Annotated in this window: 22 protein-coding genes and 1 pseudogene; 7 read left to right on the forward strand and 16 right to left on the reverse strand. The window is 42.0% G+C overall.

Annotated elements, in window-relative coordinates:
- Positions 1 to 11: 11 nt before the first annotated feature.
- The 12 genes and pseudogenes from holB to yceD all read right to left on the reverse strand — a co-directional run bounded on the left by holB (position 12) and on the right by yceD (position 9906).
- Positions 12 to 995 carry a DNA polymerase III subunit delta' gene (holB, locus tag B0X70_RS14300; protein WP_217471737.1) on the reverse strand — a complete coding sequence of 328 codons (984 nt, stop codon included), beginning with the start codon at positions 993 to 995 and terminating at the stop codon, positions 12 to 14.
- Positions 995 to 1632 (reverse strand): annotated as a pseudogene (gene tmk / locus B0X70_RS14305) (dTMP kinase). The gene holB and the pseudogene tmk overlap by 1 nt, the downstream one beginning before the upstream one ends.
- Entirely contained in the window at positions 1629 to 2654 is a 1026-nt protein-coding gene (gene mltG, locus B0X70_RS14310; RefSeq protein ID WP_217469632.1) for an endolytic transglycosylase MltG, read from the reverse strand. The pseudogene tmk and the gene mltG overlap by 4 nt, the downstream one beginning before the upstream one ends.
- A gap of 49 nt (positions 2655 to 2703) precedes the next feature.
- Positions 2704 to 3528: an aminodeoxychorismate lyase gene (pabC, locus tag B0X70_RS14315; RefSeq protein WP_110087144.1), complete on the reverse strand. Its 825-nt coding sequence runs from the start codon at positions 3526 to 3528 to the stop codon at positions 2704 to 2706.
- Between the two features lie 228 nt (positions 3529 to 3756).
- A complete protein-coding gene (gene fabF / locus B0X70_RS14320) occupies positions 3757 to 5007 on the reverse strand; it encodes a beta-ketoacyl-ACP synthase II (protein WP_036815009.1) in 1251 nt (416 codons plus the stop codon).
- Positions 5008 to 5080: 73 nt separating this feature from the next.
- Complete coding sequence (acpP, locus tag B0X70_RS14325; protein ID WP_011147052.1) at positions 5081 to 5317, reverse strand: acyl carrier protein; 237 nt, start codon at positions 5315 to 5317, stop codon at positions 5081 to 5083.
- Between the two features lie 154 nt (positions 5318 to 5471).
- The gene (fabG, locus tag B0X70_RS14330; protein ID WP_105398239.1) at positions 5472 to 6206 is read right to left on the reverse strand and encodes a 3-oxoacyl-ACP reductase FabG; all 735 of its coding nucleotides are present in this window, start codon (positions 6204 to 6206) and stop codon (positions 5472 to 5474) included.
- Between the two features lie 8 nt (positions 6207 to 6214).
- Positions 6215 to 7147 (reverse strand): ACP S-malonyltransferase, encoded by a 933-nt coding sequence (gene fabD, locus B0X70_RS14335; RefSeq protein ID WP_040153169.1) that lies wholly within the window; start codon positions 7145 to 7147, stop codon positions 6215 to 6217.
- A gap of 24 nt (positions 7148 to 7171) precedes the next feature.
- Positions 7172 to 8125, reverse strand: coding sequence for a beta-ketoacyl-ACP synthase III (locus B0X70_RS14340; RefSeq protein WP_036815005.1), 954 nt, complete (start codon positions 8123 to 8125; stop codon positions 7172 to 7174).
- A 6-nt stretch (positions 8126 to 8131) separates the two neighbouring features.
- Positions 8132 to 9169, reverse strand: coding sequence for a phosphate acyltransferase PlsX (plsX, locus tag B0X70_RS14345; protein WP_072165134.1), 1038 nt, complete (start codon positions 9167 to 9169; stop codon positions 8132 to 8134).
- Positions 9170 to 9198: 29 nt separating this feature from the next.
- Complete coding sequence (rpmF, locus tag B0X70_RS14350) at positions 9199 to 9369, reverse strand: 50S ribosomal protein L32 (protein WP_011147057.1); 171 nt, start codon at positions 9367 to 9369, stop codon at positions 9199 to 9201.
- A 12-nt stretch (positions 9370 to 9381) separates the two neighbouring features.
- Positions 9382 to 9906 carry a 23S rRNA accumulation protein YceD gene (gene yceD / locus B0X70_RS14355; protein ID WP_036782159.1) on the reverse strand — a complete coding sequence of 175 codons (525 nt, stop codon included), beginning with the start codon at positions 9904 to 9906 and terminating at the stop codon, positions 9382 to 9384.
- A 142-nt stretch (positions 9907 to 10048) separates the two neighbouring features.
- On the opposite strand from yceD, the gene B0X70_RS14360 reads away from it, so the two are divergent.
- Positions 10049 to 10639: a Maf family protein gene (locus B0X70_RS14360; RefSeq protein WP_217469633.1), complete on the forward strand. Its 591-nt coding sequence runs from the start codon at positions 10049 to 10051 to the stop codon at positions 10637 to 10639.
- On the opposite strand, the gene rluC is transcribed toward B0X70_RS14360, so the two are convergent.
- Positions 10636 to 11595: a 23S rRNA pseudouridine(955/2504/2580) synthase RluC gene (gene rluC, locus B0X70_RS14365; protein WP_217469634.1), complete on the reverse strand. Its 960-nt coding sequence runs from the start codon at positions 11593 to 11595 to the stop codon at positions 10636 to 10638. The genes B0X70_RS14360 and rluC overlap by 4 nt on opposite strands.
- 559 nt (positions 11596 to 12154) lie before the next feature.
- On the opposite strand from rluC, the gene rne reads away from it, so the two are divergent.
- A complete protein-coding gene (gene rne / locus B0X70_RS14370; RefSeq protein ID WP_217469635.1) occupies positions 12155 to 15217 on the forward strand; it encodes a ribonuclease E in 3063 nt (1020 codons plus the stop codon).
- A 184-nt stretch (positions 15218 to 15401) separates the two neighbouring features.
- Complete coding sequence (locus B0X70_RS14375; RefSeq protein ID WP_217469636.1) at positions 15402 to 16034, forward strand: SDR family oxidoreductase; 633 nt, start codon at positions 15402 to 15404, stop codon at positions 16032 to 16034.
- 44 nt (positions 16035 to 16078) lie between these two features.
- Here the strand turns inward: B0X70_RS14375 and tmaR are convergent, their stop codons facing one another.
- Entirely contained in the window at positions 16079 to 16396 is a 318-nt protein-coding gene (gene tmaR, locus B0X70_RS14380) for a PTS system regulator TmaR (protein WP_036782152.1), read from the reverse strand.
- 964 nt (positions 16397 to 17360) lie between these two features.
- On the opposite strand from tmaR, the gene B0X70_RS14385 reads away from it, so the two are divergent.
- Entirely contained in the window at positions 17361 to 17591 is a 231-nt protein-coding gene (locus B0X70_RS14385) for a hypothetical protein (protein WP_217469637.1), read from the forward strand.
- 199 nt (positions 17592 to 17790) lie between these two features.
- On the opposite strand, the gene B0X70_RS14390 is transcribed toward B0X70_RS14385, so the two are convergent.
- On the reverse strand, positions 17791 to 18015 hold the full coding sequence (locus B0X70_RS14390; protein WP_217469638.1) for a hypothetical protein: 225 nt from the start codon (positions 18013 to 18015) through the stop codon (positions 17791 to 17793).
- 570 nt (positions 18016 to 18585) lie between these two features.
- Here B0X70_RS14390 and B0X70_RS14395 point away from each other — a divergent pair.
- From B0X70_RS14395 to sbcB, 3 genes are all read left to right on the forward strand, one after another.
- Positions 18586 to 18816 carry a type II toxin-antitoxin system RelE/ParE family toxin gene (locus B0X70_RS14395; RefSeq protein WP_246593297.1) on the forward strand — a complete coding sequence of 77 codons (231 nt, stop codon included), beginning with the start codon at positions 18586 to 18588 and terminating at the stop codon, positions 18814 to 18816.
- Positions 18806 to 19114, forward strand: coding sequence for a type II toxin-antitoxin system RelB family anti-toxin (locus B0X70_RS14400; RefSeq protein WP_036815231.1), 309 nt, complete (start codon positions 18806 to 18808; stop codon positions 19112 to 19114). The genes B0X70_RS14395 and B0X70_RS14400 overlap by 11 nt, the downstream gene beginning before the upstream one ends.
- Before the next feature lie 160 nt (positions 19115 to 19274).
- Positions 19275 to 20705 (forward strand): exodeoxyribonuclease I, encoded by a 1431-nt coding sequence (gene sbcB, locus B0X70_RS14405; protein WP_217469640.1) that lies wholly within the window; start codon positions 19275 to 19277, stop codon positions 20703 to 20705.
- Between the two features lie 140 nt (positions 20706 to 20845).
- Here the strand turns inward: sbcB and dld are convergent, their stop codons facing one another.
- Positions 20846 to 22561 (reverse strand): D-lactate dehydrogenase, encoded by a 1716-nt coding sequence (gene dld, locus B0X70_RS14410; RefSeq protein WP_217469641.1) that lies wholly within the window; start codon positions 22559 to 22561, stop codon positions 20846 to 20848.
- Positions 22562 to 22567 lie beyond the last annotated feature (6 nt).

Below are 22567 nucleotides of genomic sequence, written 5' to 3' on the forward strand. Positions count from 1 at the left end.
AGATTTTATGGTTATGAAGTAAACTGTTTTTCCCAATTAAGCAACTGTTCTGCCAACAACAATTCCCAATTTACGCCCACTACTGAAAGCAACTGATGACGACAAGACATCCAATCATCAACGCTTTGCAGCAAAACAGCCATAGTATGCATGGAACTCAATTGATAAATCAGCGTTTGTTGATCCTGATTGATGCAATAACGCTGTACCTGCTGTTGCCACTTCACCGCATCAAGTAACAAGCTAATAAGCCAATGAAGGCGTTGTGGCGCATTTTCATGATTAAGCTGGGGTAAAAGTGACAAAGCATCGCGTTTATCCAAAGCCTGTTTAACAGCCTGACAAAACTGTTCCCGTATCTGCCATTGCCCCGGTTGCAATAATTGCTCTGCTGCTACAGGAGCCCCCTGAGACAGTTTCAATGCTGTTATTGCATCGGCAGAAGAAACTAAAGGCAACTGTTTTTGCAACCAATAAAGACTACTTTCCGTTTCAGGCACTGGCAAAAAATAGTAAAAACAACGGCTACGTAAAGTTGCCAAAAGGCTGGCTGGTTGCCGACATTCCAGAAGAAAATAGGTATGTTCCGGCGGTTCCTCCAACGTTTTCAATAATGCATTAGCCGCAGCATCTGTCAAACACTCGGTCAAAGGTAACCAGACAATTTTTACCCCACCTTGCTGAGAACGGCTATAAAGCTTTTCCGTAATCTGCCGTATCGCTTCCACACCAACGCTGGTTTTACCCTTCTCCGGTGACATAATGTACCAATCAGGATGAGTCTCGGCCATCATCAGATGACAGCTATGACACTTCCCACAACTTTTCATCCCCTGTCTATCCTGACACATCAACCATCGGCTTAATCCATAGATCAACACATCGGCCCCAGTACCTGCATTAGCATGAACCAATAAAGCGTGATGGCCTCGACCTTGCTGGTGAGATTCCACCAACTGACGATATGCCTGATTAAGCCACGGATACCAATTCATCAGCCATTTTCCTGCTGCTTTAGCCATTGCCCAAGTACCTGATAAATATCTGCTTGTACTTGCTCTATCGGTTGAGCCGCATCAACGGTCACAATATTCTTATCCTGTGCTGCAAACTCCAGGTAACGACTGCGCGTACGATCAAAAAATCCATCGACTCTTTTTCAATTCTGTCTAACTCTCCGCGTTCACGAGCACGCAGTAAACCAATCTGAGGAGGAAGATCGAGATAAATAGTCAGGTCAGGACGGAAATCACCAAGCACAGTATCACGTAGCGAACTCATCAAGTTTTTATCAATACCACGCCCTCCCCCTTGATATGCCTGGGAAGAGAGGTCGTGACGATCACCCACAACCCATGTACCGCGAGCCAAAGCAGGTTTAATCACATTTTCGACTAATTGAACTCTGGCTGCATATAACATTAACACCTCTGCTTTATCCGTCAGAGATTCACCTTCAACACCTTGTTTAATTAACCCTCGTAATTTTTCTGCCAGTGGTGTTCCACCCGGCTCACGGGTAAAAATTAAATCCTGAATACCGTGCTGCTGCAATATTTCAACGACTGTTTTCATCGCTGACGTTTTTCCTGCACCTTCCAGCCCTTCAATAACAATAAATTTGCTGTTCATTTGTCCTGTTTTAACCTATGACGATAAATATTTACCGCCTTGTTATGCGCAGCTAGATTGGTCGTAAAAGTATGACCACCTTTACCATTCGCCACAAAATAGAGAAATTCGGTTTTTGCCGGGTGGGCAGCCGCTTTTATGGAAGCGAGGCCAGGCATCGCAATCGGTGTGGGTGGCAGGCCATCAATCATATAAGTATTGTAGGGCGTCAATGTTGTTAAATCTTTACGAAAAATAGTGCCTGTGTATTTTTCACCTAAACCATAAATCACGGTCGGATCAGTTTGAAGCCGCATGTTCAACCGTAAGCGATTAATAAATACAGAAGCAACTTTTGTCCGCTCAACCTCAACACCGGTCTCTTTTTCAATAATCGACGCCATAATCAACATTTCATAAGCATTCTTATAGGGTAGATTTTTGTCACGCCCTTCCCACTCCTCTTCAAGCGTCATTTTCATCTGTCGATATGCTCGTTTCAGCAACGCCACATCGCTTGTACCTGCCGTATAGTGATAGGTATCAGGATAAAGCCACCCTTCCAAAGTATCGGTATCTTTTATATCGAGTATCTCAGCCAACTCCTGCGCATTTTTATTATCCAATTCATGCTTAAGATATTCAGATTGCTGTAGTATTTTCCACCAGTCAGATAAACGACTACCTTCAACAAAACGGACCGTAAATTGCGCTTCTTTACCACTAGAGAATAATTGCAACATTTCCCGCAACGTCATTTCTCGTGTCAATTGGTAAGTTCCCGCTTTAAATTCGGCAAGTTTTGGCTCCAGCCTTAATAACCAAGGGAAAATATGACTATCTTCAATCAAGTTATCCCGCACTAGTAACGCCTCCAAACCATGACGACTAATACCGGCTGGTAAGGTAAATATTCGATCCTGTTTAATTGTTAGTGTTTGATCCGCAAATTTTTCAACTTTTTTATAGCCAGCATAGCGTAATATTGCTGCCGTAATGACAATCAAAACCAATAGAGCAAAAAGACTTTTTTTCCGTTTCATCAATTAATCTAATCACTTAAATACATTGTTCACTTAGACACATTATGAATTACAATTTCAGACATTCAGGAAGCAAATAATCATATAGCTCCCTTGACTGATATTTCCATGTAGGCTGATTTTCATGAACTTGAATTTCTCTGACAGGTATCACTGGCATTAAAGAATTACAGACTATCACTTCATCTGCATCAGCCAATGTCTCGGGATAACAGTTTACACAGGAAAAGTGATAATCACTTTCCGATAATAACGCGATTATTCTTGCTCGCATCACCCCTTCGATACCACAGCCTCGTAAATCAGGAGTATACACATCTTTTCCTTTACGCCAGAAAATGTTTGCAGTACAGCATTCAACCAATAAACCATCCGTATCAAGTACCAGAGCTTCATCAGCATTTGATTTTTCGATAAATGATTTAATCAATACCTGTTCTAATCGGTTAAGGTGTTTTATTCCGGCAAGATAAGGGTTTATTCCCATCGGTATCGGACTGAGCACCAGAGAAAAACCTTTCTGACGCTGTTTCAAATAGTTATCGGGATAAGGACTAACAGACAAAATCTGATTGGATTGCGTAAAACCCTCAGCACTATAACCACGCCCTCCGGTTCCGCGGGAAATAATAACTTTAAGTACACCTTGTTCAGTTGTGGAAGCAATCTGTTTTATATGGTTTTCAAGCTGTTGCCAATCAGGTTGTGGAAGATATAACCTTTCAACGCCTTTTTGTAATCTTTGGATATGCAATGGCAATAAAGCGGCCTGCCCCTGTTCTATTTTTGCTGTTGTGAAACAACCATCACCGAATTGAACTGAACGATCATTCACTGGTAAATAGTCGCTCCGCTCCCCATTAATCCAATACATATCACTTTATTCTTAATTACTCAAAAAAGGCATTTCAATCAATTTATCAACAGACGGTATGATAGTATATCGCTGTCACGAGTGCAAAAATGCCCATGATTCTTGCCACAAAAAAAGCTCCAATAATGATTAACTATTGGAGCTCTCTATTTTGTCGCCTCTCAATATTTACAAATTCATACCGAGGGGCCTTCAACAGCAATTTTCTGTAATATCAGGCTTTGTCTGTCAATCAGGCTTAATCTTACGGAAAATCAGTGAGCCGTTAGTACCACCGAAACCGAAAGAGTTACACAATGCATATTCCATCCCCTCTACCTGACGGGACTCATTTGGCACGAAATCCAGACGGCAGTTTTCATCCTGGTTTTCCAGGTTGATAGTTGGCGGAACAACCTGATCACGCAATGCCAGGATAGTGAAAATAGATTCAACCGCTCCCGCAGCACCCAACAAATGACCCGTCATTGATTTGGTGGAACTCACTAAAACATCAGTACCTTCACCAAACACGGACTCAACTGCATGGGCTTCCGCTAAATCGCCAGCCGGTGTTGAAGTACCATGAGCATTAATATATCCCACTTGCTTGGTAGTAATGCCGGCATCTTTCAGCGCATTTTCCATCGCCAGTGCTGCACCTGCGCCATTTTCTGGCGGAGACGTCATATGATAAGCATCACTGCTCATGCCAAAGCCAACGATTTCTGCGTAAATTTTCGCACCACGTCTCTTCGCATGCTCATACTCTTCCAGTACCAGGATACCTGCGCCATCCCCCAGAACAAAGCCATCGCGGTCTTTATCCCACGGACGGCTTGCACTCTGTGGATTATCGTTACGGGTAGATAGAGCACGGGCAGCGCCAAAACCACCAACCCCTAGAGGAGTACTGGCTTTTTCCGCACCACCTGCCAGCATAATGTCAGCATCATTATAAGCAATAATACGGGCAGCATGACCAATATTATGTACACCTGATGTACATGCTGTTGCGATAGAAATGCTTGGACCACGCAAGCCGTAAATAATACTCAGATGACCTGCTACCATGTTTACGATCGTAGAAGGTACGAAGAATGGGCTGATCTTACGAGGACCATTCGCCACCAATGCTCCGTGATTTTCTTCAATCAGACCCAAACCACCAATACCAGAACCAATAGCAGCACCAAAACGACTAGCATTGGCTTCTGTTACTTCAATTCCAGAATCTTCAATGGCTTGCACACCTGCTGCAATACCATATTGAATGAAGTCATCCATTTTTCGTGCATCCTTGCGCGAAATATTGAAATCTTCATGATTAAAATCTTTAACCAGACCAGCAAACTTAGTTGCATGGTGACTGGTGTCAAAATGGTCAATAAGGCTGATACCACTCTGTCCGGCACAAACAGCTTTCCAAGAAGATTCTGCTGTATTACCGACAGGAGATAACATGCCTAGTCCGGTCACAACTACTCGACGCTTAGACACGCTTATCCTCCAGGGAGGGAAATTATTTAGGGCAGAAACATAGGCGGTCGAATGACCGCCTAGGTGTGTTCACTTATTCGCTTTGGTTCTGGACGTAATCAATAGCTGCCTGAACTGTAGTGATCTTTTCTGCTTCTTCATCTGGAATTTCGATATCGAACTCTTCTTCCAGAGCCATTACCAGTTCAACTGTGTCAAGAGAATCAGCGCCCAAGTCATCTACAAAAGAAGCTGAATTAACAACCTCTTCCTCTTTAACACCAAGTTGTTCAACGATGATTTTTTTAACGCGTTCTTCAATAGTGCTCATGCTATTAAATTTCCTATCAAAATTCGCTTTCGCGATGGTTTTCGTAGTTTATAAAATACAGGAAAAGATGCAACCCAATCCCGGCTGGTCGAACCACAAACTTGCACTATTTTGCGTTATTTGACACAAAAAATGCAACTGGTTCGCTCATTTTTTAGTTCATGTACATGCCGCCATTGACATGTAATGTTTCGCCTGTGATGTAAGCCGCTTCATCAGAAGCAAAGAAAGCCACAGCACTAGCAATTTCTTTCACATCCCCAAGCCGCTTAGCGGGGATATCTTTCGAAAAGTTCGCCAACTGTTCCTCTGGCAACGCTTTTAGCATATCAGTTTCAATAAGCCCTGGCGCAACAACGTTAACAGTAATACCACGAGAAATCACTTCACGAGCCAATGTCTTACTGAAACCAACAAGACCTGCTTTCGCCGCTGCATAGCTTGCCTGCCCAGTGTTCCCCATCGATCCCACAACAGATCCAATAGAGATGATACGACCATAACGTTTTTTTATCATGAAGCGCATTGCCGCTTTTGTCATACGGAAAACGGATGAAAGATTAGTGTCAATAACATGCTGCCACTCATCATCCTTTATGCGCATCACCAGGTTATCAGCCGTGATACCCGCATTATTCACTAAAATGTCAAGCCCACCCCACTCTGTTCGGATGGTAGTCATAAGCTGTTCAATCGATTCCGGATCAGTGACATCCAGTACAAAACCTTTACCTTTTTCACCAAGGTAAGCACTGATGACTTCAGCACCTTTTTCGCTTGTTGCTGTACCAATGATATAGGCTCCACGCTCTGCTAATAGTTCAGCAGTTGCACGGCCGATCCCACGGCTAGCTCCTGTTACTAATGCAATCTTTCCGTCTAATCTCATATTGTTCCTCAATTATTTTCCAATGCAGTTACTAGTGAAGCTGTGTCATTAACTGCTGCTGCACTTAAGGTATTGACAATTCGTTTAGTTAAACCTGTCAAAACTCTACCTGGCCCTACTTCTAATAGCCGCCCGACACCCTGTCCAGCAATAAATTCAACTGTTTCTGTCCAACGGACAGGGTTATAGAGTTGTCGTACCAGTGCATCACGGATAGCTTCAGCAGATTGTTCTATTTTCACATCAACATTATTTACCACCGGGAACTGAGGATGACTAAATTCAATTCCTTCCAAAACAACTGCCAGCTTATCTGCGGCGGGTTTCATCAGTGCACAATGCGACGGTACACTGACTGCCAAAGGCAGCGCACGTTTCGCACCTGCGGCTTTACATGCATCACCAGCACGCTCTACCGCCTCTCTCTCACCGGCAATAACAACCTGACCAGGTGAGTTAAAGTTAACAGGAGAAACAATTTGCCCCTGAGCTGCTTCTTTACAGGCGCGATCAATGGATTCATTATCTAAGCCAATAATAACATACATTGCACCAACGCCTTCAGGTACAGCTTCTTGCATCAATTTGCCACGCAGTTCAACAAGTCTAATTGCTTGTTTGAAATCAATGACGCCTGCACAAACCAGTGCAGAATATTCACCAAGGCTATGTCCAGCCATCAGTGATGGTGCTTTTCCACCTTTTTCCTGCCAGACCCGCCAAATAGCAACCGATGCTGCCAACAACGCGGGTTGAGTTTGCCATGTTTTATTCAGTTCTTCTTCTGGCCCCTGCTGAACCAGTGCCCAGAGATCATATCCCAGTACATCAGATGCTTCAGCAAAAGTTTGCTCGACAACCGGGAACGCCGTAGCCAAATCGGCCAACATGCCAAGGTCTTGAGAACCCTGACCAGGAAATACCATTGCAAATTCAGACATAGACATGTTCATCTTCCTGTCAAATTAAAAACGTATCAGTGCTGAACCCCAAGTAAGGCCACCACCAAAAGCCTCAATTAAGATTAACTGACCACGCTTAATCCGGCCATCACGCACTGCTTCGTCAAATGCTGTGGGTACCGATGCCGCAGAAGTATTACCGTAACGATCTAGTGTTACCACTACTTTATCCATTGTCATGTTTAATTTTTTAGCTGTCGCTGCGATAATACGCAAATTAGCCTGATGAGGCACCAGCCAATCCAACTCACTATACGGTAAGTTATTTGCTTCTAAAGTCTCATCAACTATATTAGCCAATTCACGAACTGCAATCTTAAATACTTCATTACCAATCATACTGGCATACGCTGGTTCTTTTAGATTCTGACGCTCCTGATAAGGCAATACCAACAATTCACCATAGCTACCGTTTGCATGAAGGTGAGTTGAAAGAATTCCTGGCTCATTAGAAGCCCCTACCACCATAGCGCCTGCACCATCGCCAAACAGGACAAGTGTTCCGCGATCTTCTGGATCAAGCGTTCTGGTAATAGAATCAGAACCAATAACCAATGCATGTTTCGCCACACCGGTTCTAATAAACTTATCAGCAATACTCAGTGCATAAACAAAACCAGAACAAGCGGCGGAAATATCAAAAGCCGCTGAATTTTGGGTACCCAACATGTGCTGAATTTGGCACGCAGAACTGGGGAAAGCATGGGTGGATGAAGCTGTTGCAACAATGATTAAATCAATCTGATCTTTATCAATGCCCGACATTTCAATTGCTTTCTTGGCGGCCCGAAACCCCATAACCGCAACGGTTTCATCATCAGTAGCAATACGACGTTCGCGGACACCTGTACGGGTAACAATCCACTCATCAGACGTATCTACCATTTTTTCTAAATCAGCATTAGTACGCACTTGCGCAGGCAGATAACTACCTGTACCTAAAATTTTTGTATACATGTATGTTCAGTCACTCTTGGGTAATGCTGTTTCCAGGCGTGCAGCAATTCTATCAGGAACCTGCCTTTCAACGGCCTGAACAGCCTGTTCGATTGCGGCTTTAAACGCATGCTCATTAGCCGCCCCATGGCTTTTGATTACAATTCCATATAATCCTAACAGACATGCGCCATTATACTGGTCAGGGTTCAGGTGACCGAAGCGTTTTGTCATCCGTTTTTGCAACCACTTCTTGACTATTTTCAACAACCAGGAAAACTTTTTCTTTTGTCCATCCGATGATTTAAGCAGGGATAAGATAACTCTGATCGCCCCTTCCATCGTTTTTAACGTCACGTTACCTGCGAAGCCGTCACATACCAGTACATCACTCTTACCTGTCAGTAATTCATCACCTTCCAGATAACCAATGTAATTTATTGTCGGAATGCTCTTTAAAACAGTGGCGGCTTCGCGGATATTATCCAGCCCTTTACTCTCTTCTGTACCAATGTTAAGCAATGCTACCGCAGGATTAACCACCCCTACGACTTCCTCGGCCATCACTGAACCCATAATGGCGAATTGTACCAACATGCGGCTATCGCAATTAACATTGGCGCCTAAATCCAATACGACCGTTTCCCGCTGTTTCAGGTTTGGCAACACGGTCATCAAAGCAGGTCTTTCAATGCCTTCTATAGATTTTAGCATCAATTTAGATAACCCCATCAATACTCCGGTATTTCCTGCGCTGATACACGCCTGCGCTTCACCTGATTTCACTAAATCCAAGGCAATACGCATTGACGTTCCTCGGCTGTTACGAATCGCTTGCGATGGTTTCGCATCATTAGCCACAACCCGTTCAGCAGGAACCACTTGTAAACGACTGAGCAACTCAGCATCGCTATTTACAAGCATCGGAGAAATGATATCGGGGATCCCGACCAGCAATAATTTAAGTCTAGGGTTAGACGCCAGTGCCTGCAATGCAGCAGGCACCGTAACGCGAGGACCAAAGTCCCCGCTCATGGCATCTAACGCTAAAGTCAGATTAGTCAAGGTATTAACTTGCTAATGACTGGCGGAGATTATTTGTTGATGACTTTGCGGCCACGGTAGTAGCCATCAGCAGTCACATGGTGACGCAGGTGAGTTTCACCAGAAGTTTTATCTACAGACAGTAATGGTGCAGTCAGTGCATCATGAGAACGACGCATACCACGTTTAGAACGAGTTGGTTTATTCTGTTGTACGGCCATTGACCTTACTCCTTAAGTACTTTTCTTTAAGCTGGCTAATACGGCAAATGGGTTTGGTTTTTCAGCCTCTAGAGGTAATTCACCAAACACCATGTCCGCCTCGGACACTTCACAGTGTTCAGAATCATGTACCGGAACCACCGGCAGAGAAAGAATTATTTCATCTTCAATCATTGCCAGCAAATCTATTTCGCCAAATTCGTTAACGTCAATTGGCTCATACTCTTCCGGTAATGCTTCAGCCTGTTCATCATTGACGACCGGGCTAAAACAATATGTTATGTGAACGTGATGGCTGAAATTACCGCCACAACGCTGACATTCAAGCGTAACATCCACATCGGAATGCCCACGCACAACCGCCAGACGTTGGTTATCTATCTGAAACGATAAAACGCTGTCTACATCATTGTCCACGCTAACCACAGATTCCGCGATACGCAAAACTTGCTCAGGTGAATAACTACCTGCGTAGTCTAATCGTTTCTGAGCTGCGCGAAGCGCATCAATGGTTAGGGGTAATTTTACCTTTTGCATAAGGCGCGCATATTATCTTTGTAATGAGATATAGTCAAAGAAAAAGGCCACACATCTGCACCTTTCCGCCAAATATTCGCTTATTAAGCTGCGCCTAGTTTAAAATGCCTGCAATTATTTCGCCATGTCTTTTGGAAAAATTATGACACAAATCATTTTAGCTTCCACCTCAGCTTACCGCCGCATGTTACTGGAAAAACTTCGTTTACCCTTTATATGCGCGGCTCCTGATACTGATGAAACACCTCGAATGAATGAAAATGCAGAACAACTCGTTATGCGTTTGGCACAAGCCAAGGCACAGGCATTACAAGCTAAATATTCTCAGCATTTGATTATTGGTTCTGATCAGGTTTGTGTTATTAATGGCGAAATTACCGGCAAACCTCACAATTTTGAAAATGCATTTAAACAATTACGGCAAGCCAGTGGTCATTGCGTCACCTTTTATACCGGCATTTGCCTCTTTAACAGCAAAACAGGAATAGCTGATACCCGTTGCGAATTATTCAATGTCTATTTTAGAGAACTCACTGATGATGAAATCTGTGCTTATTTAACCGCGGAAAATCCCCTTAATTGTGCCGGAAGCTTTAAAAGCGAAGGGTTAGGAATTACTTTATTTGAACGACTTGAAGGGAAAGATCCGAATACGCTAATCGGTTTACCATTAATTACATTGACTGAATTATTAATCCGCCAGGGGGTAAACCCTCTGACGGAGATAGGTTAATTACTGTGATGCTGACGTAGCATTTTTATACAATAGCGCAACTGCTCATCCATCGGCGCTTCAAGACGTAATGTCTCTCCCGTCGAAGGATGAGTAAATTTTAGCGCGCTGGCATGCAAAAATAGGCGGTTAAGACCCGTATCTGACAGTTGCGAATCAAAGACTTTATCGCCATAACGATCATCAAAAGCGATCGGGTGCCCAGCATATTGTGTATGAACACGGATTTGATGAGTCCGACCTGTTACAGGGCTGGCTTTCACTAACGTTGCATTGGTAAAACGCTCTTCTACTTTAAAACGTGTTTCAGAAGGCTTACCTTCACTGTTTACCTTAACAATCCGCTCACCACTTTGCAGGATGTTTTTCAGCAATGGAGCCTGAACAACTTTACAATGTGATTGCCATTGTCCCCGAACTAAAGCCAGATAATCTTTCTGCATCTGTTTAAGTCGTAACTGCTCGTGCAAGGCCCGTAAAGTTGAGCGTTTTTTAGCAATTAACAAAATTCCAGAGGTATCACGATCCAAACGATGCACCAATTCGAGGAATTTGGCTTCCGGACGTAAAACCCGTAGCCCCTCAATAACGCCAAAACTTAAGCCACTACCGCCATGAACAGCCGTACCGGAAGGTTTATTGAGCACCAAAATGTAGTCATCTTCGTATAAGATACAATCGCCTAATGCAGCGACTTTATCCAATTTAGCTGAAACTGGCGCCTCTTGCCGTTTTGCAACCCGGACCGGCGGGATTCTAACAACATCCCCCGCAGACAATTTATACTCAGGTTTTATCCTGCCTTTGTTTACCCGAACTTCGCCTTTACGCACAATCCGGTAAATCATGCTCTTAGGAACCCCTTTCAAACGCGCTAATAAAAAATTATCAACCCGCTGTCCGGCCTCATCGTCATCAATAGTGACAAATTGTACAATTTGATTATTCGTTTTCATGATAGCAATTTTAATTATCACTCAAGCAGAGTGCTACTCATTTTTAAATATGTGTAAAAATCACGCATACTTTCTAGCTGTTACCTTCCCTACTTTAAGATAAAGATTAAATATTAACTATTTCTTCCTATTTCATCAGAAAAACCGCTTAAAGACATAAAGTCACCTTGCTATCACCCCAACAGCAATGGAATAATACGTAGCCACCATCAGTTTTTTAATCCTGAATGGCGAAGTTAAACGTTTGTTCTTTATTTGATTGCACAAAAACGCAGCAATGGCGTAAGACGTACTGGGAAATCAAATAATTAGCGGGCTACGGGTAGCAGATTACTGGAATTGGATCAAATCCGCTTCATTTATATTTGCAGATTATTCCTAGAAAAGGGTACTGTTTTCTAAGTGAAAATTCAGACCTACCGAAAATATGCGTCTCTATACAAACGACAACCGGGAGGTTGGCGGATTTGTAAAAGACACGAGACCATCGGTTACCAGTCGCTCATCTATATTTGCCCGTGGCTCTATAACTAATGTAAAAAATAATGAGTAAGTTACAATGAAAAGAATGCTAATCAACGCAACTCAGCAAGAAGAGTTGCGTGTTGCTCTGGTTGACGGGCAACGTCTTTATGATTTGGATATCGAAAGCCCAGGACACGAGCAAAAAAAAGCAAATATCTACAAAGGTAAAATCACCCGAATTGAACCTAGTTTGGAAGCCGCTTTTGTTGACTATGGTGCTGAACGGCATGGTTTCCTTCCTATTAAAGAAATAGCCCGCGAATACTTCCCCAATAACTACCATCCTCATGGTCGCCCTAATATCAAAGATGTTCTCAGGGAAGGCCAGGAAGTTATCGTTCAAGTCGATAAAGAAGAACGTGGTAATAAAGGGGCTGCTTTAACTACTTTTATCAGCCTGGCGGGCAGTTATCTGGTATTAATGCCTAATAATCCTCGCGCTGGCGGTATTTCCCGCCGTATCGAAGGAGATGACCGCACAGAACTGAAAGAAGCTTTGGCATCGCTAGAAGTGCCGGAAGGAATGGGGCTGATCGTCCGCACTGCGGGCGTCGGTAAATCCGCAGAAGCACTACAATGGGATTTGTCATTCCGCCTTAAACACTGGGAGGCGATCAAAAAAGCCGCGGAGAACCGCTCTGCGCCATTCTTAATCCACCAAGAAAGCAATGTTATCGTCCGTGCTTTCCGCGACTATTTACGCCCAGATATCGGTGAGATTTTAATCGACAATCCCAAGGTTCTCGATCTGGCACGGCAACATATCACTGCACTTGGCCGCCCAGATTTCACCAGTAAAATCAAGCTATATAGTGGTGAAGTTCCCCTGTTCAGTCATTATCAGATTGAATCGCAGATTGAATCTGCATTTCAGCGTGAAGTTCGCCTGCCATCAGGCGGTGCTGTGGTTATCGATACCACAGAAGCGTTAACCGCGATCGATATTAACTCTTCTCGCGCAACACGCGGAGGGGATATCGAAGAGACCGCTTTTAATACCAATCTTGAAGCAGCGGATGAAATTGCCCGTCAGTTACGCCTGCGTGACCTTGGTGGTTTGATTGTTATCGATTTTATCGATATGACACCCGTACGCCATCAACGTGAAGTGGAAAACCGCCTACGTGATGCTGTTCGTCAGGATCGTGCTCGTATTCAAATTGGTCGTATTTCCCGTTTTGGTCTACTGGAAATGTCCCGTCAGCGCCTAAGTCCATCGCTAGGTGAATCCAGCCACCACGTTTGCCCGCGCTGTAGCGGCACAGGGACTATTCGTGATAACGAATCCCTGTCGCTATCCATTTTACGTCTGATTGAAGAAGAGGCACTGAAAGAGAACACGCATCAAGTACATGCTATTGTTCCGGTACAAATCGCCTCATATCTACTAAATGAAAAACGCCAGGCAGTCAGTGCAATTGAGCGCCGTCAAGGAGACGTTGGCGTGGTGATCGTGCCTAACGATCAAATGCAGACTCCCCACTTCTCTGTCTTACGCGTGCGTAAGGGTGAGGAAATTTCTACACTGAGTTATCTGCTTCCTCAATTTCATGAAGCTGGAACGACAAATCCTCAAGAAGATGTCCAACCTGAACGTAAGCGTCCTGAACAGCCCGCTATTTCTGCCTTTGCTTTACCAGCCGATACGCCAGCACAGCAGCCATCACATAAAGCAAAAGAGAAAAAGCCTAATCGCCCTGCTCAGACTATAACGGAACAACCTGGTCTCTTTAGCCGCTTCTTAACTGCTTTGAAAAAAATGTTCAGCACAGAAGAAGAAAAACCGGCCCAGAAAAAAGAGAATAAATTATCCGGTCATGATAGCCGTCGCTCTTCTGAACGACGTAACCAACGCCGTCAAAATTCACGTAAAGATCGTGATGATAATAATCTGCGTGATGAGCAACGTAATAACCGTGATCGTGACGAGCAACGAAAAAATCGCAACACTCAACAGAAAAATGGCGCTCAAGATAACAACGTGACGATAGATACGGTTGCTCGTGAAGCTCAACAGCAGCAACGTCGCGAGCAACGTGCCGAACGTCAACGCCGTCGTCAGGAAGAAAAACGCCAGCAGCAACTTGAAACCCAGAAGCCAGAAGTCGTTGAAAATGAGGTTGAAGAGCGTCTTCCAGTCGCACCACGTCGCCAACGTCGTCAGCTTGAACAAAAAATCCGCATCATAGATGAAGTGAAAGAAGTTACAACTGCCGCTTCACTGCCGGTTCCTGTTGTTACAGAAGAGCAATTACCAGCACCGGTTGAAATACCTGTAGAAACAGTTCAGCCACAACAACTGGCTGAAAATAAAGAGCAACAAGATAATGTTATGCCACGCCGCTCTCGTCGCTCACCTCGTCATTTGCGCGTTAGTGGTCAGCGCCGCCGCCGTTACCGTGATGAAAGAAATCTACTTCAATCACCGGCGCCATTATCTATGGCTGTTGCATCACCAGAAATGGCTTCCGGTAAAGTTTGGGTTCGCTATCCGGTGGTTCCGATTTCCATAGAAATTCCTGAGGAAATTTCCATGATCGAACAGCAAGAACAGCAAAATGAGGTATTGCCAACAATAGCAGCAGAGACAGATTCTGCAATCACCGTTATTGCAGAATCTGAGCAAACCATCACTGAATCGCCTAAGGTAACGGAGACGCTGGAAGTTCGCCAGGACGGAATCAGACCTGAAACAGGCATTACGGAACAAAATGACATTGTTCTACAACAAACCGAATTAATGCAGGAAGAGCCGTCAGTTACTGAACTTGTTGCAATAACGCCGATTGCCTTTGAATTTGAACAGCAACCTGAAACAGAAGAAGACATTGTTGTTTCTAAAGAAATTGCAGCAGTGATGACTGTCGAAGAGAGTAAAGATGAAATGGTTAAACAGCCTGTTGCCGTTATAGCCAAAGTTCATCATGCTTATGCGCCAATGACCAAAGCGCCAGCCCCTGAGATGATTGAAAAATCCATTGTTATTAGTGAATGGCAACGGCCTTTTTCTCATTTTGACGGGAAAGGGGGAGCTGGGGGCCATTCAGCCACTAATGCGGCTACTTCACCAATGGCTAAACCACAGTCTTTTGAATAGATAACATCGTTTAATATTAGCAGAATGGCTCTTTTTGGGGAGCCATTTTTTTTGCTACTAACCCCACAAAAATACTTATCGTTAATTTTATTCTATCTATATAAGGGGTAGTTTAAACGGCTATCACTGTTACTCTGTTCAATTAATTATCATTCGATTTATTATTTAACCAGGAGAATAGTCTATGAAACCGTGGCTTATTTTTGGTGCAGGTAGTGGCGTTGGACGCCATCTCGTGACTGTCGCGCTGCAACAAAAACGTCCCGTAATTGCTCTTATCCGCAATGCTCAGCAGGCTACTGAGCTAAGTGCTTTAGGCGTCAAAGTAATACAAGGCGATGCCTGTAATCCCGAAGATGTTGAAAAAGCGGTACAACATGTAAGTTCAAAAGCAATCGTCTTCTCTACTATTGGTGGAATTGATTCAGATCTCCCTGGCAATATGAACATCATTGATACTATTGAGAGAACTGGAATAACACGTATGCTACTCGTTACCTCAATAGGTTGCGGCGAAGGCTGGAAAACCTTATCACCCAGAGCTAAGTCACTGTTTGGCCAATCCGTCAGGCGTAAATCAATGGCAGAAAGCTACCTTCAGACAAGTTCTTTAAATTACACAATTATTCGCCCAGGTGGATTAACAGATAAACCGGGAACAGGCCATTGCCAAAGATATCAACATGAAATTCATGGTGCAATTAGTCGCCAAGATGTCGCACATCAACTGGCAACTATGGCAGAAGAAGAATCTTCATATCAGCAGATTTATACCTTAGTTGATCCAGAGCTTAAACCTGATTGGGTTACTGCGTAGTCGGTAAAAATAACCACGCACTCACGCGTGGTTATCTAATGATGCTATTTGAGTTCACCTATTGTTTTAAGCTTTTTAGACAACTCACGACGCTCTTTAGAAAGATCCGCATTTTTAATTATGTGATCATCTATGCGGTCTTCATAATCACTTCTCATATTCATAATGATGCTCTGAATATCCTCAATTGACATACCGGGCTTGATGTATTCACTCAAGTTATCAAGCAATAAAACTCGTTTCTGGTTATCACGTATTTTCTTCTCATTGTCTGCGATTTCACGCTGCAACTTATTCTTACGACGAAACATACGTACAAACTCCAGCACATTGTGGAATGACGGTTTATTTGCGTTGTCCATTTTCATACCTTTCTTTTACTCAAACGTATAGATTATCCAATTTAACTACACAATAAGACCAAAACCATTAATAGACAAGTTAGTTTCCGTTATTTATTGATTCTCATTAATTACATAAACCTGTTAACTTCTTGCTAAAGATTCAACATATTGACTCAATCGAAAACAATCGTCCATTGCGAATGAATAATAAATCGCCAACCCTCCACTGACAGAAGCACAGTTTTTCCCTATCGCTCATCTTCCATCTCTTACTCTACAATTTTTTCAGATTTCAAGTGTACTATCATTAATCACTATTATCTTATACAAAATGAATAAAAAACCATAAAGTTAATTCCATTTAGAAATTAAATCATTAAATCAGATATCAATAAACAAACCAAACAAAGACAATTAATTATATAAAACATGATAAAAAAACCTGAATAAAGTATCAGTATTACCCCAATATTCTATATATCTTAAACTGTCTTCACACTTTTATTTTTCAATTACTTGTAAAATAGGATTTTCAGGGAATTATTTTAGAGAAAATTTATACCAAATAGGAAAAACCTTTAGTTTATTAGTTTATTAGTTTATTAGTTTATTAGTTTATTAGTTTATTAGTTTATTAGTTTATTAGTTTATTAGTTTATTAGTTTATTAGTTTATTAGTTTATTAGTTTATTAGTTTATTAGTTTATTAGTTTATTAGTTTATTAGTTTATTAGTTTATTAGTTTATTAGTTTATTAGTTTATTAGTTTATTAGTTTATTAGTTTATTAGTTTATTAGTTTATTAGTTTATTAGTTTATTAGTTTATTAGTTTATTAGTTTATTAGTTTATTAGTTTATTATTTAAATCTCTTACAAAAATCACTATATTTGTGACATTCATCTTAATAACAGAATAAAAATCCCTTATTGCTGAAACACAATTAAAATTGACGAAAAACATAACAATGGTTAGGTTTGGTGATGAAAAAAATTCCTTTTGATTTGGATGGTTACGAAATATCTTTTGGCCATGCACGTAGAACAAGAATTCCAATTATAAGAATAACCCATCCAAAAAATGGGATTTCTATTAAACCATTTTATAGTGTCAATAGAATAAATTTACTTGAAAGAATTCAATATGAAACTGGTTTAAGTGAACAATATATTGAATCTATCAATGAGCATTTTCAAGAAATTAATTATCCTTAACAAGGATAAATATACTCTAATTATTATATACCCTGTTTGCTGGTAAAATTGCCTAAACAATTCATCAGCAAACTAATAAAAGGCATTTATAGATTTCCTGTGATAATACCATTGATAATAAGGAAGCCCCCCTGAAAAATGTATTTATTAATCGAATCCACCTTAGTAAAGAATAATTTTCATACTTACTAATTGTAACCTATTGGAGTAATATACATTTTTCTTTCATTTTTTCCGTTATATAGTAAAAAAAACCAGAAAGCGCCAAACATATACCTGCAACTATCGCATACTGATATCTATTTTCCAATGTTGACATTAAGGTAAAATAAACTAATCCAATAACTGAAAATACACTCACCCCACCAATTATCCCTTGAGTTATGTGCATCACGATTTTCATCAATATACTTACTATCTTCATTGATCTAGCCTTACAGAGAACTCTTCAAATATTTCATTAAATAAATTAAATTTGACATATTCACCTCGTTTATTTTTTCAACACTTCGATGCATACTGCGGTAGGCAGGTCAATATTGTCAAGGGTAAATGTTCTTAAAACACACAATTTTTTATTTCAAGTACTCAAAATGTTAATAACCAACTTCCGATCATGGAGCAAAAAGTAAGAAAATATGTACACAATAGTACTATGATAAATACCAAAATGTTTTGCAGTCAGTTTAACGCCAAAAGTACCTGACAGGAAATCCTCAGCAACCTGAATCCTAGAGGCAACGGGATATTTTTCTTCATAGAACCGCCCCCTTAAGTCAGTAATCTGGCGTCCAACTTTTAGGATACAACTCAATAGGACAAGGAACAGTCACATATACCTGCTTCACATTAGCAAAGCATTGCAAAAATATAACAATTTTGTTATTTTTGGTTCATGAAATATACTATCGATTACTATAGCACCGAGGTGGAGAACGAGATCCTTGCTCTCCCTGACACACTTCAAGCCCGTTACATCAGGTATTCCGAAAGAATGCGAGAACATGGTGCCAACCTCGGAGAACCACACACAGAAGCGTTTGGTAATGGGTTGTTTGAACTCAGACTCAAAGGGGCTGAAGGGATTGCTCGCGTGTTCTATTGCACAATGATTAGGCACCGTATAGTGATGCTGCACAGCTTCGTGAAGAAAACGCAAAAGACCCCACTTAAAGAACGCAGGAAAGCCGAAATCAGAATGAAAGAGGTAGAAAATGACTGGTAAACATACCCCTCCAACTATGACACACGATGAAATGGTTGCAAAAATGCTGTCAAATCCGGCTGTAAAAGCTGAATACGAGAAACTGGAACAAGAATTTGCATTGCTTGATGAACTGCTAGCTGCACGCAAAAAAGCCGGGCTAACACAAGCGCAAGTAGCTGAACGCATGGGAACCAAAGCAACGGCCATCACACGGCTTGAAAGTGGGCTAGCTTCTGGTACACAAGGGCCTTCGTATAATACATTGAAAAAATATGCAGCAGCTGTCGGTAAAAAATTACAGATACGCCTAGTATGACTTTGTAATCTGATAGACACCTGTGTAAATAACCAACCACTATCAGACCTGAATTAACACTAAATAATAAATTACCATTTTATTTGGACATTAAAGCTGATTAAAACCAAACTACGCGGTAAAAGAATAATTAATCAACAACCTTGGACAGTGAACAACAGTGAAAAATAGCAGCGAACAACCCACTTTCTACATCCACGACTACGAAACTTTTGGTCAACATCCGGCCTTGGACAGACCGGCTCAATTTGCTGGTGTTCGTACTGATATGGATTTCAATATTATTGAAGAGCCATTAGTTATTTACTGTTCACCCGCTGATGATTATCTTCCACAACCAGAAGCTGTCATGATTACCGGCATTACTCCGCAAATTGCATTAGAAAAAGGGGTCAATGAAGCGGAATTTGCCCGCCAGATTCATAATGTATTCAGCGTACCGAACAGTTGTATCCTCGGTTATAACAATATTCGGTTTGATGATGAAGTCAGTCGGAATATATTTTACCGCAATTTTTATGATCCATACGCTTATAGTTGGCAAAAAGGTAATTCCCGTTGGGATTTGCTTGATGTATTACGTGCCTGTCACGCCTTGCGCCCCGAAGGTATTGTCTGGCCAGAGAATGAAGATGGTCTACCTAGCTTTAAACTAGAACATCTCACCAAGGCAAATGGCGTTGAACATTCACATGCTCACGATGCTATGTCCGATGTCTACGCCACGATCGCAATGGCAAAATTACTCAAAGAAGTACAGCCAAAGATGTTCAATTATTTCTTTCAGTTAAGAAATAAGCAGAAAATTAGCTCCCTCATCGATATCCCTCAAATGAAACCACTGGTTCATGTTTCCGGGATGTTTGGCGCCGCTCGCAGCAACCTCAGTTTGGTTGCGCCTCTTGCCTGGCATCCAGTAAACCAGAATGCGGTTATTATGTGCGATTTAGCTGGAGATATTTCACCATTACTGGAATTGGATGCAGATACGTTACGTGAACGTCTATATACCCGCCATGATGAATTGCAGCCAGATCAATTGCCAGTCCCTATAAAACTGGTTCATATTAATAAGTGCCCGATAATCGCCCCCGATAATACTTTGCGGGCAGAAGACGCTGAACGTATTGGATTAGATCGTAATCACTGCGAAAAAAATCTGGCTATTCTACGGAATAATCCACAAATCAGAGAAAAAGTTGTAGAACTGTTTGCAGAGGCCGAACCTTTCCCTGAATCCGATAATGTTGACGCTAAATTGTATGACGGCTTCTTTAGTAGTGCCGATAAAGCAGCAATGAATATTATTCGGGAGACGCTGCCTCAGAATTTACCGGCACTCGATCTGACTTTTCAGGACCCACGTATTAAAACGCTGTTATTCCGCTACCGTGCCAGAAACTATCCCGCTACTCTAACTTACGATGAACAACAGCGTTGGTTACGTCATCGTCAAGATGTCTTAACTCAGGATAAACTGAATGAATATTTCTTTATAATTGAACAACTCTTCATTGAACACCAAAGCAATGAAGAAAAATGTCGTCAGCTCAAAGCACTCATGGAATATGCAGTGCAACTGGCTGGATAATTAAACGGGTCGAGAACAAATATAAAACGGCGAGTCATATATACTCGCCTTTCTTTCTAACAGAATGATTGTCATCAACTTTTACAGATTTGAACTTTCTTAATACCAGCATAACGTTGTAACTACTGAGAATATTGACATTAAGATCTTTCGCCCCAATTTTTCAGCTTGGATGTTTTTCCAATTCCTGGGTTGAGAGTGTTAGTGGGATCAGTCATCCGATAAAAAGCCTTAAGTTGGGGTTTAGCTTGATATACATGCCCCACATTATGCTCTGCCGGGTATTCCGCACCTCGTTTATCAAGCAGTTCTATCATTCTTTCTTTCAATGCCTGTACATCTACCCCCTTTTTCACAATGTAATCCTGATGGAACACGTAGCACATAAAATGCCCACAATAAAGTCTGTGTACCAACACATCATCAAACTCTGGGGGTAATTGTTCAAACCATTCACGATCATTACGGCGCAGAGCAATATCCAGTGAAAGGATATTCTCTACTGTGTTGCTATGCACCGCTTGATAGCGGATAGCTGAACCACCAGCGGAAAAACGATGCAGGAACGCTTTAGCGCCTTCCTTCGGTGTACAAGCAAAGAAATCCCCTTCTACCTGGCTAAAATATTTTTCCAACCAGCTTCTGGCCTCTTCAACCCCATCACCGGACATCTTTAATATTAAATGGTGCTCAAAACGATTACGATATTCTTTTAAACGCTTAGGCAAATGGGAAGGAAGTAAGCGACTTAACCCCTGCATAATGCGATCGACAAGATTGGCAGGCAAAAATGGGATACGATTGAAGATAGCGTCCATTCTCCCTTTTAAAGTAAAATAAGCTGGCATTTTATCAGTACCAAGCTTATCAATCATGATAAAAGTATCTTTACCATAAGTTTCCGCAATATCGAAAATATCCCGGTGCATATATTCACCTGCCACCGGTAAATTATGAAAATTTGCTAATATATGGCGACGTAATTCCGTCAATACGCCAGTTTGGTTGGTACCGATATAAAATACTTGAGACAAAGGTTCTGCCGGAAAAGTATCGAGCCGGACCGCAAACACAACCAGCTTACCAGCACAACCTGAAGCTTCAAACAAACGACGCTCGTCAGAATTGAAACGAGATGGAGTATCAGCATCTACGTCACGCACTCTTTGGGCATATTCATGATCAGATGCTTTACGCTGCCCCTGTTCTACATCCTGATTACTGTAACGCTGTTCTTCCAGACAAGAGAGGATCTCTTCCGGCGTTTCTCCCAAATAGATCCCCAGATGATTAATCAATTCCGGCTTACCGCGCTCATTAACTCGTCCATACAATGCCATTTCGGTATAAGCCGGCCCACGATGAATTAAAGAACCCCCTGAGTTATTGCAGATGCCCCCAACCACGGAAGCGCCGATGCAGGAAGAACCGATAACTGAATGAGGTTCACGCCCCAGAGGCTTGAGCGCACGTTCAAGTTGCCATAATGTACTGCCCGGTAGCGCCACTACCTGATTACACGATTTTAAAATCTGAATCTTATTCATGCGTAGTGTGCTAATGATCACGATGTCACGATCGTAATCCTTGCCATTCGGAGTAGAACCTTCGGTTACCCCCGTGTTGGCCGCTTGCATTAAGATGATTTTATCTGCTTCAACACAGACCTTAAACACACGCCACTGTTCCACCAGTGAACCGGGAAATACGACAGCTAAAGCATCTCCCTGGCCGGAGCGAAAGCCTTTACGATAACGTTCAGTTTTATGGGGGGCAGTCAGGATATGAGATTTACCGACAATATTGGTCAGGGTAGTAATGAATTGTTGATTTTGAGAGGTTTTTGTACCATTCATAGTCTC

The organism is Photorhabdus akhurstii (assembly GCF_019090985.1).
Lineage (GTDB): Bacteria > Pseudomonadota > Gammaproteobacteria > Enterobacterales > Enterobacteriaceae > Photorhabdus > Photorhabdus akhurstii.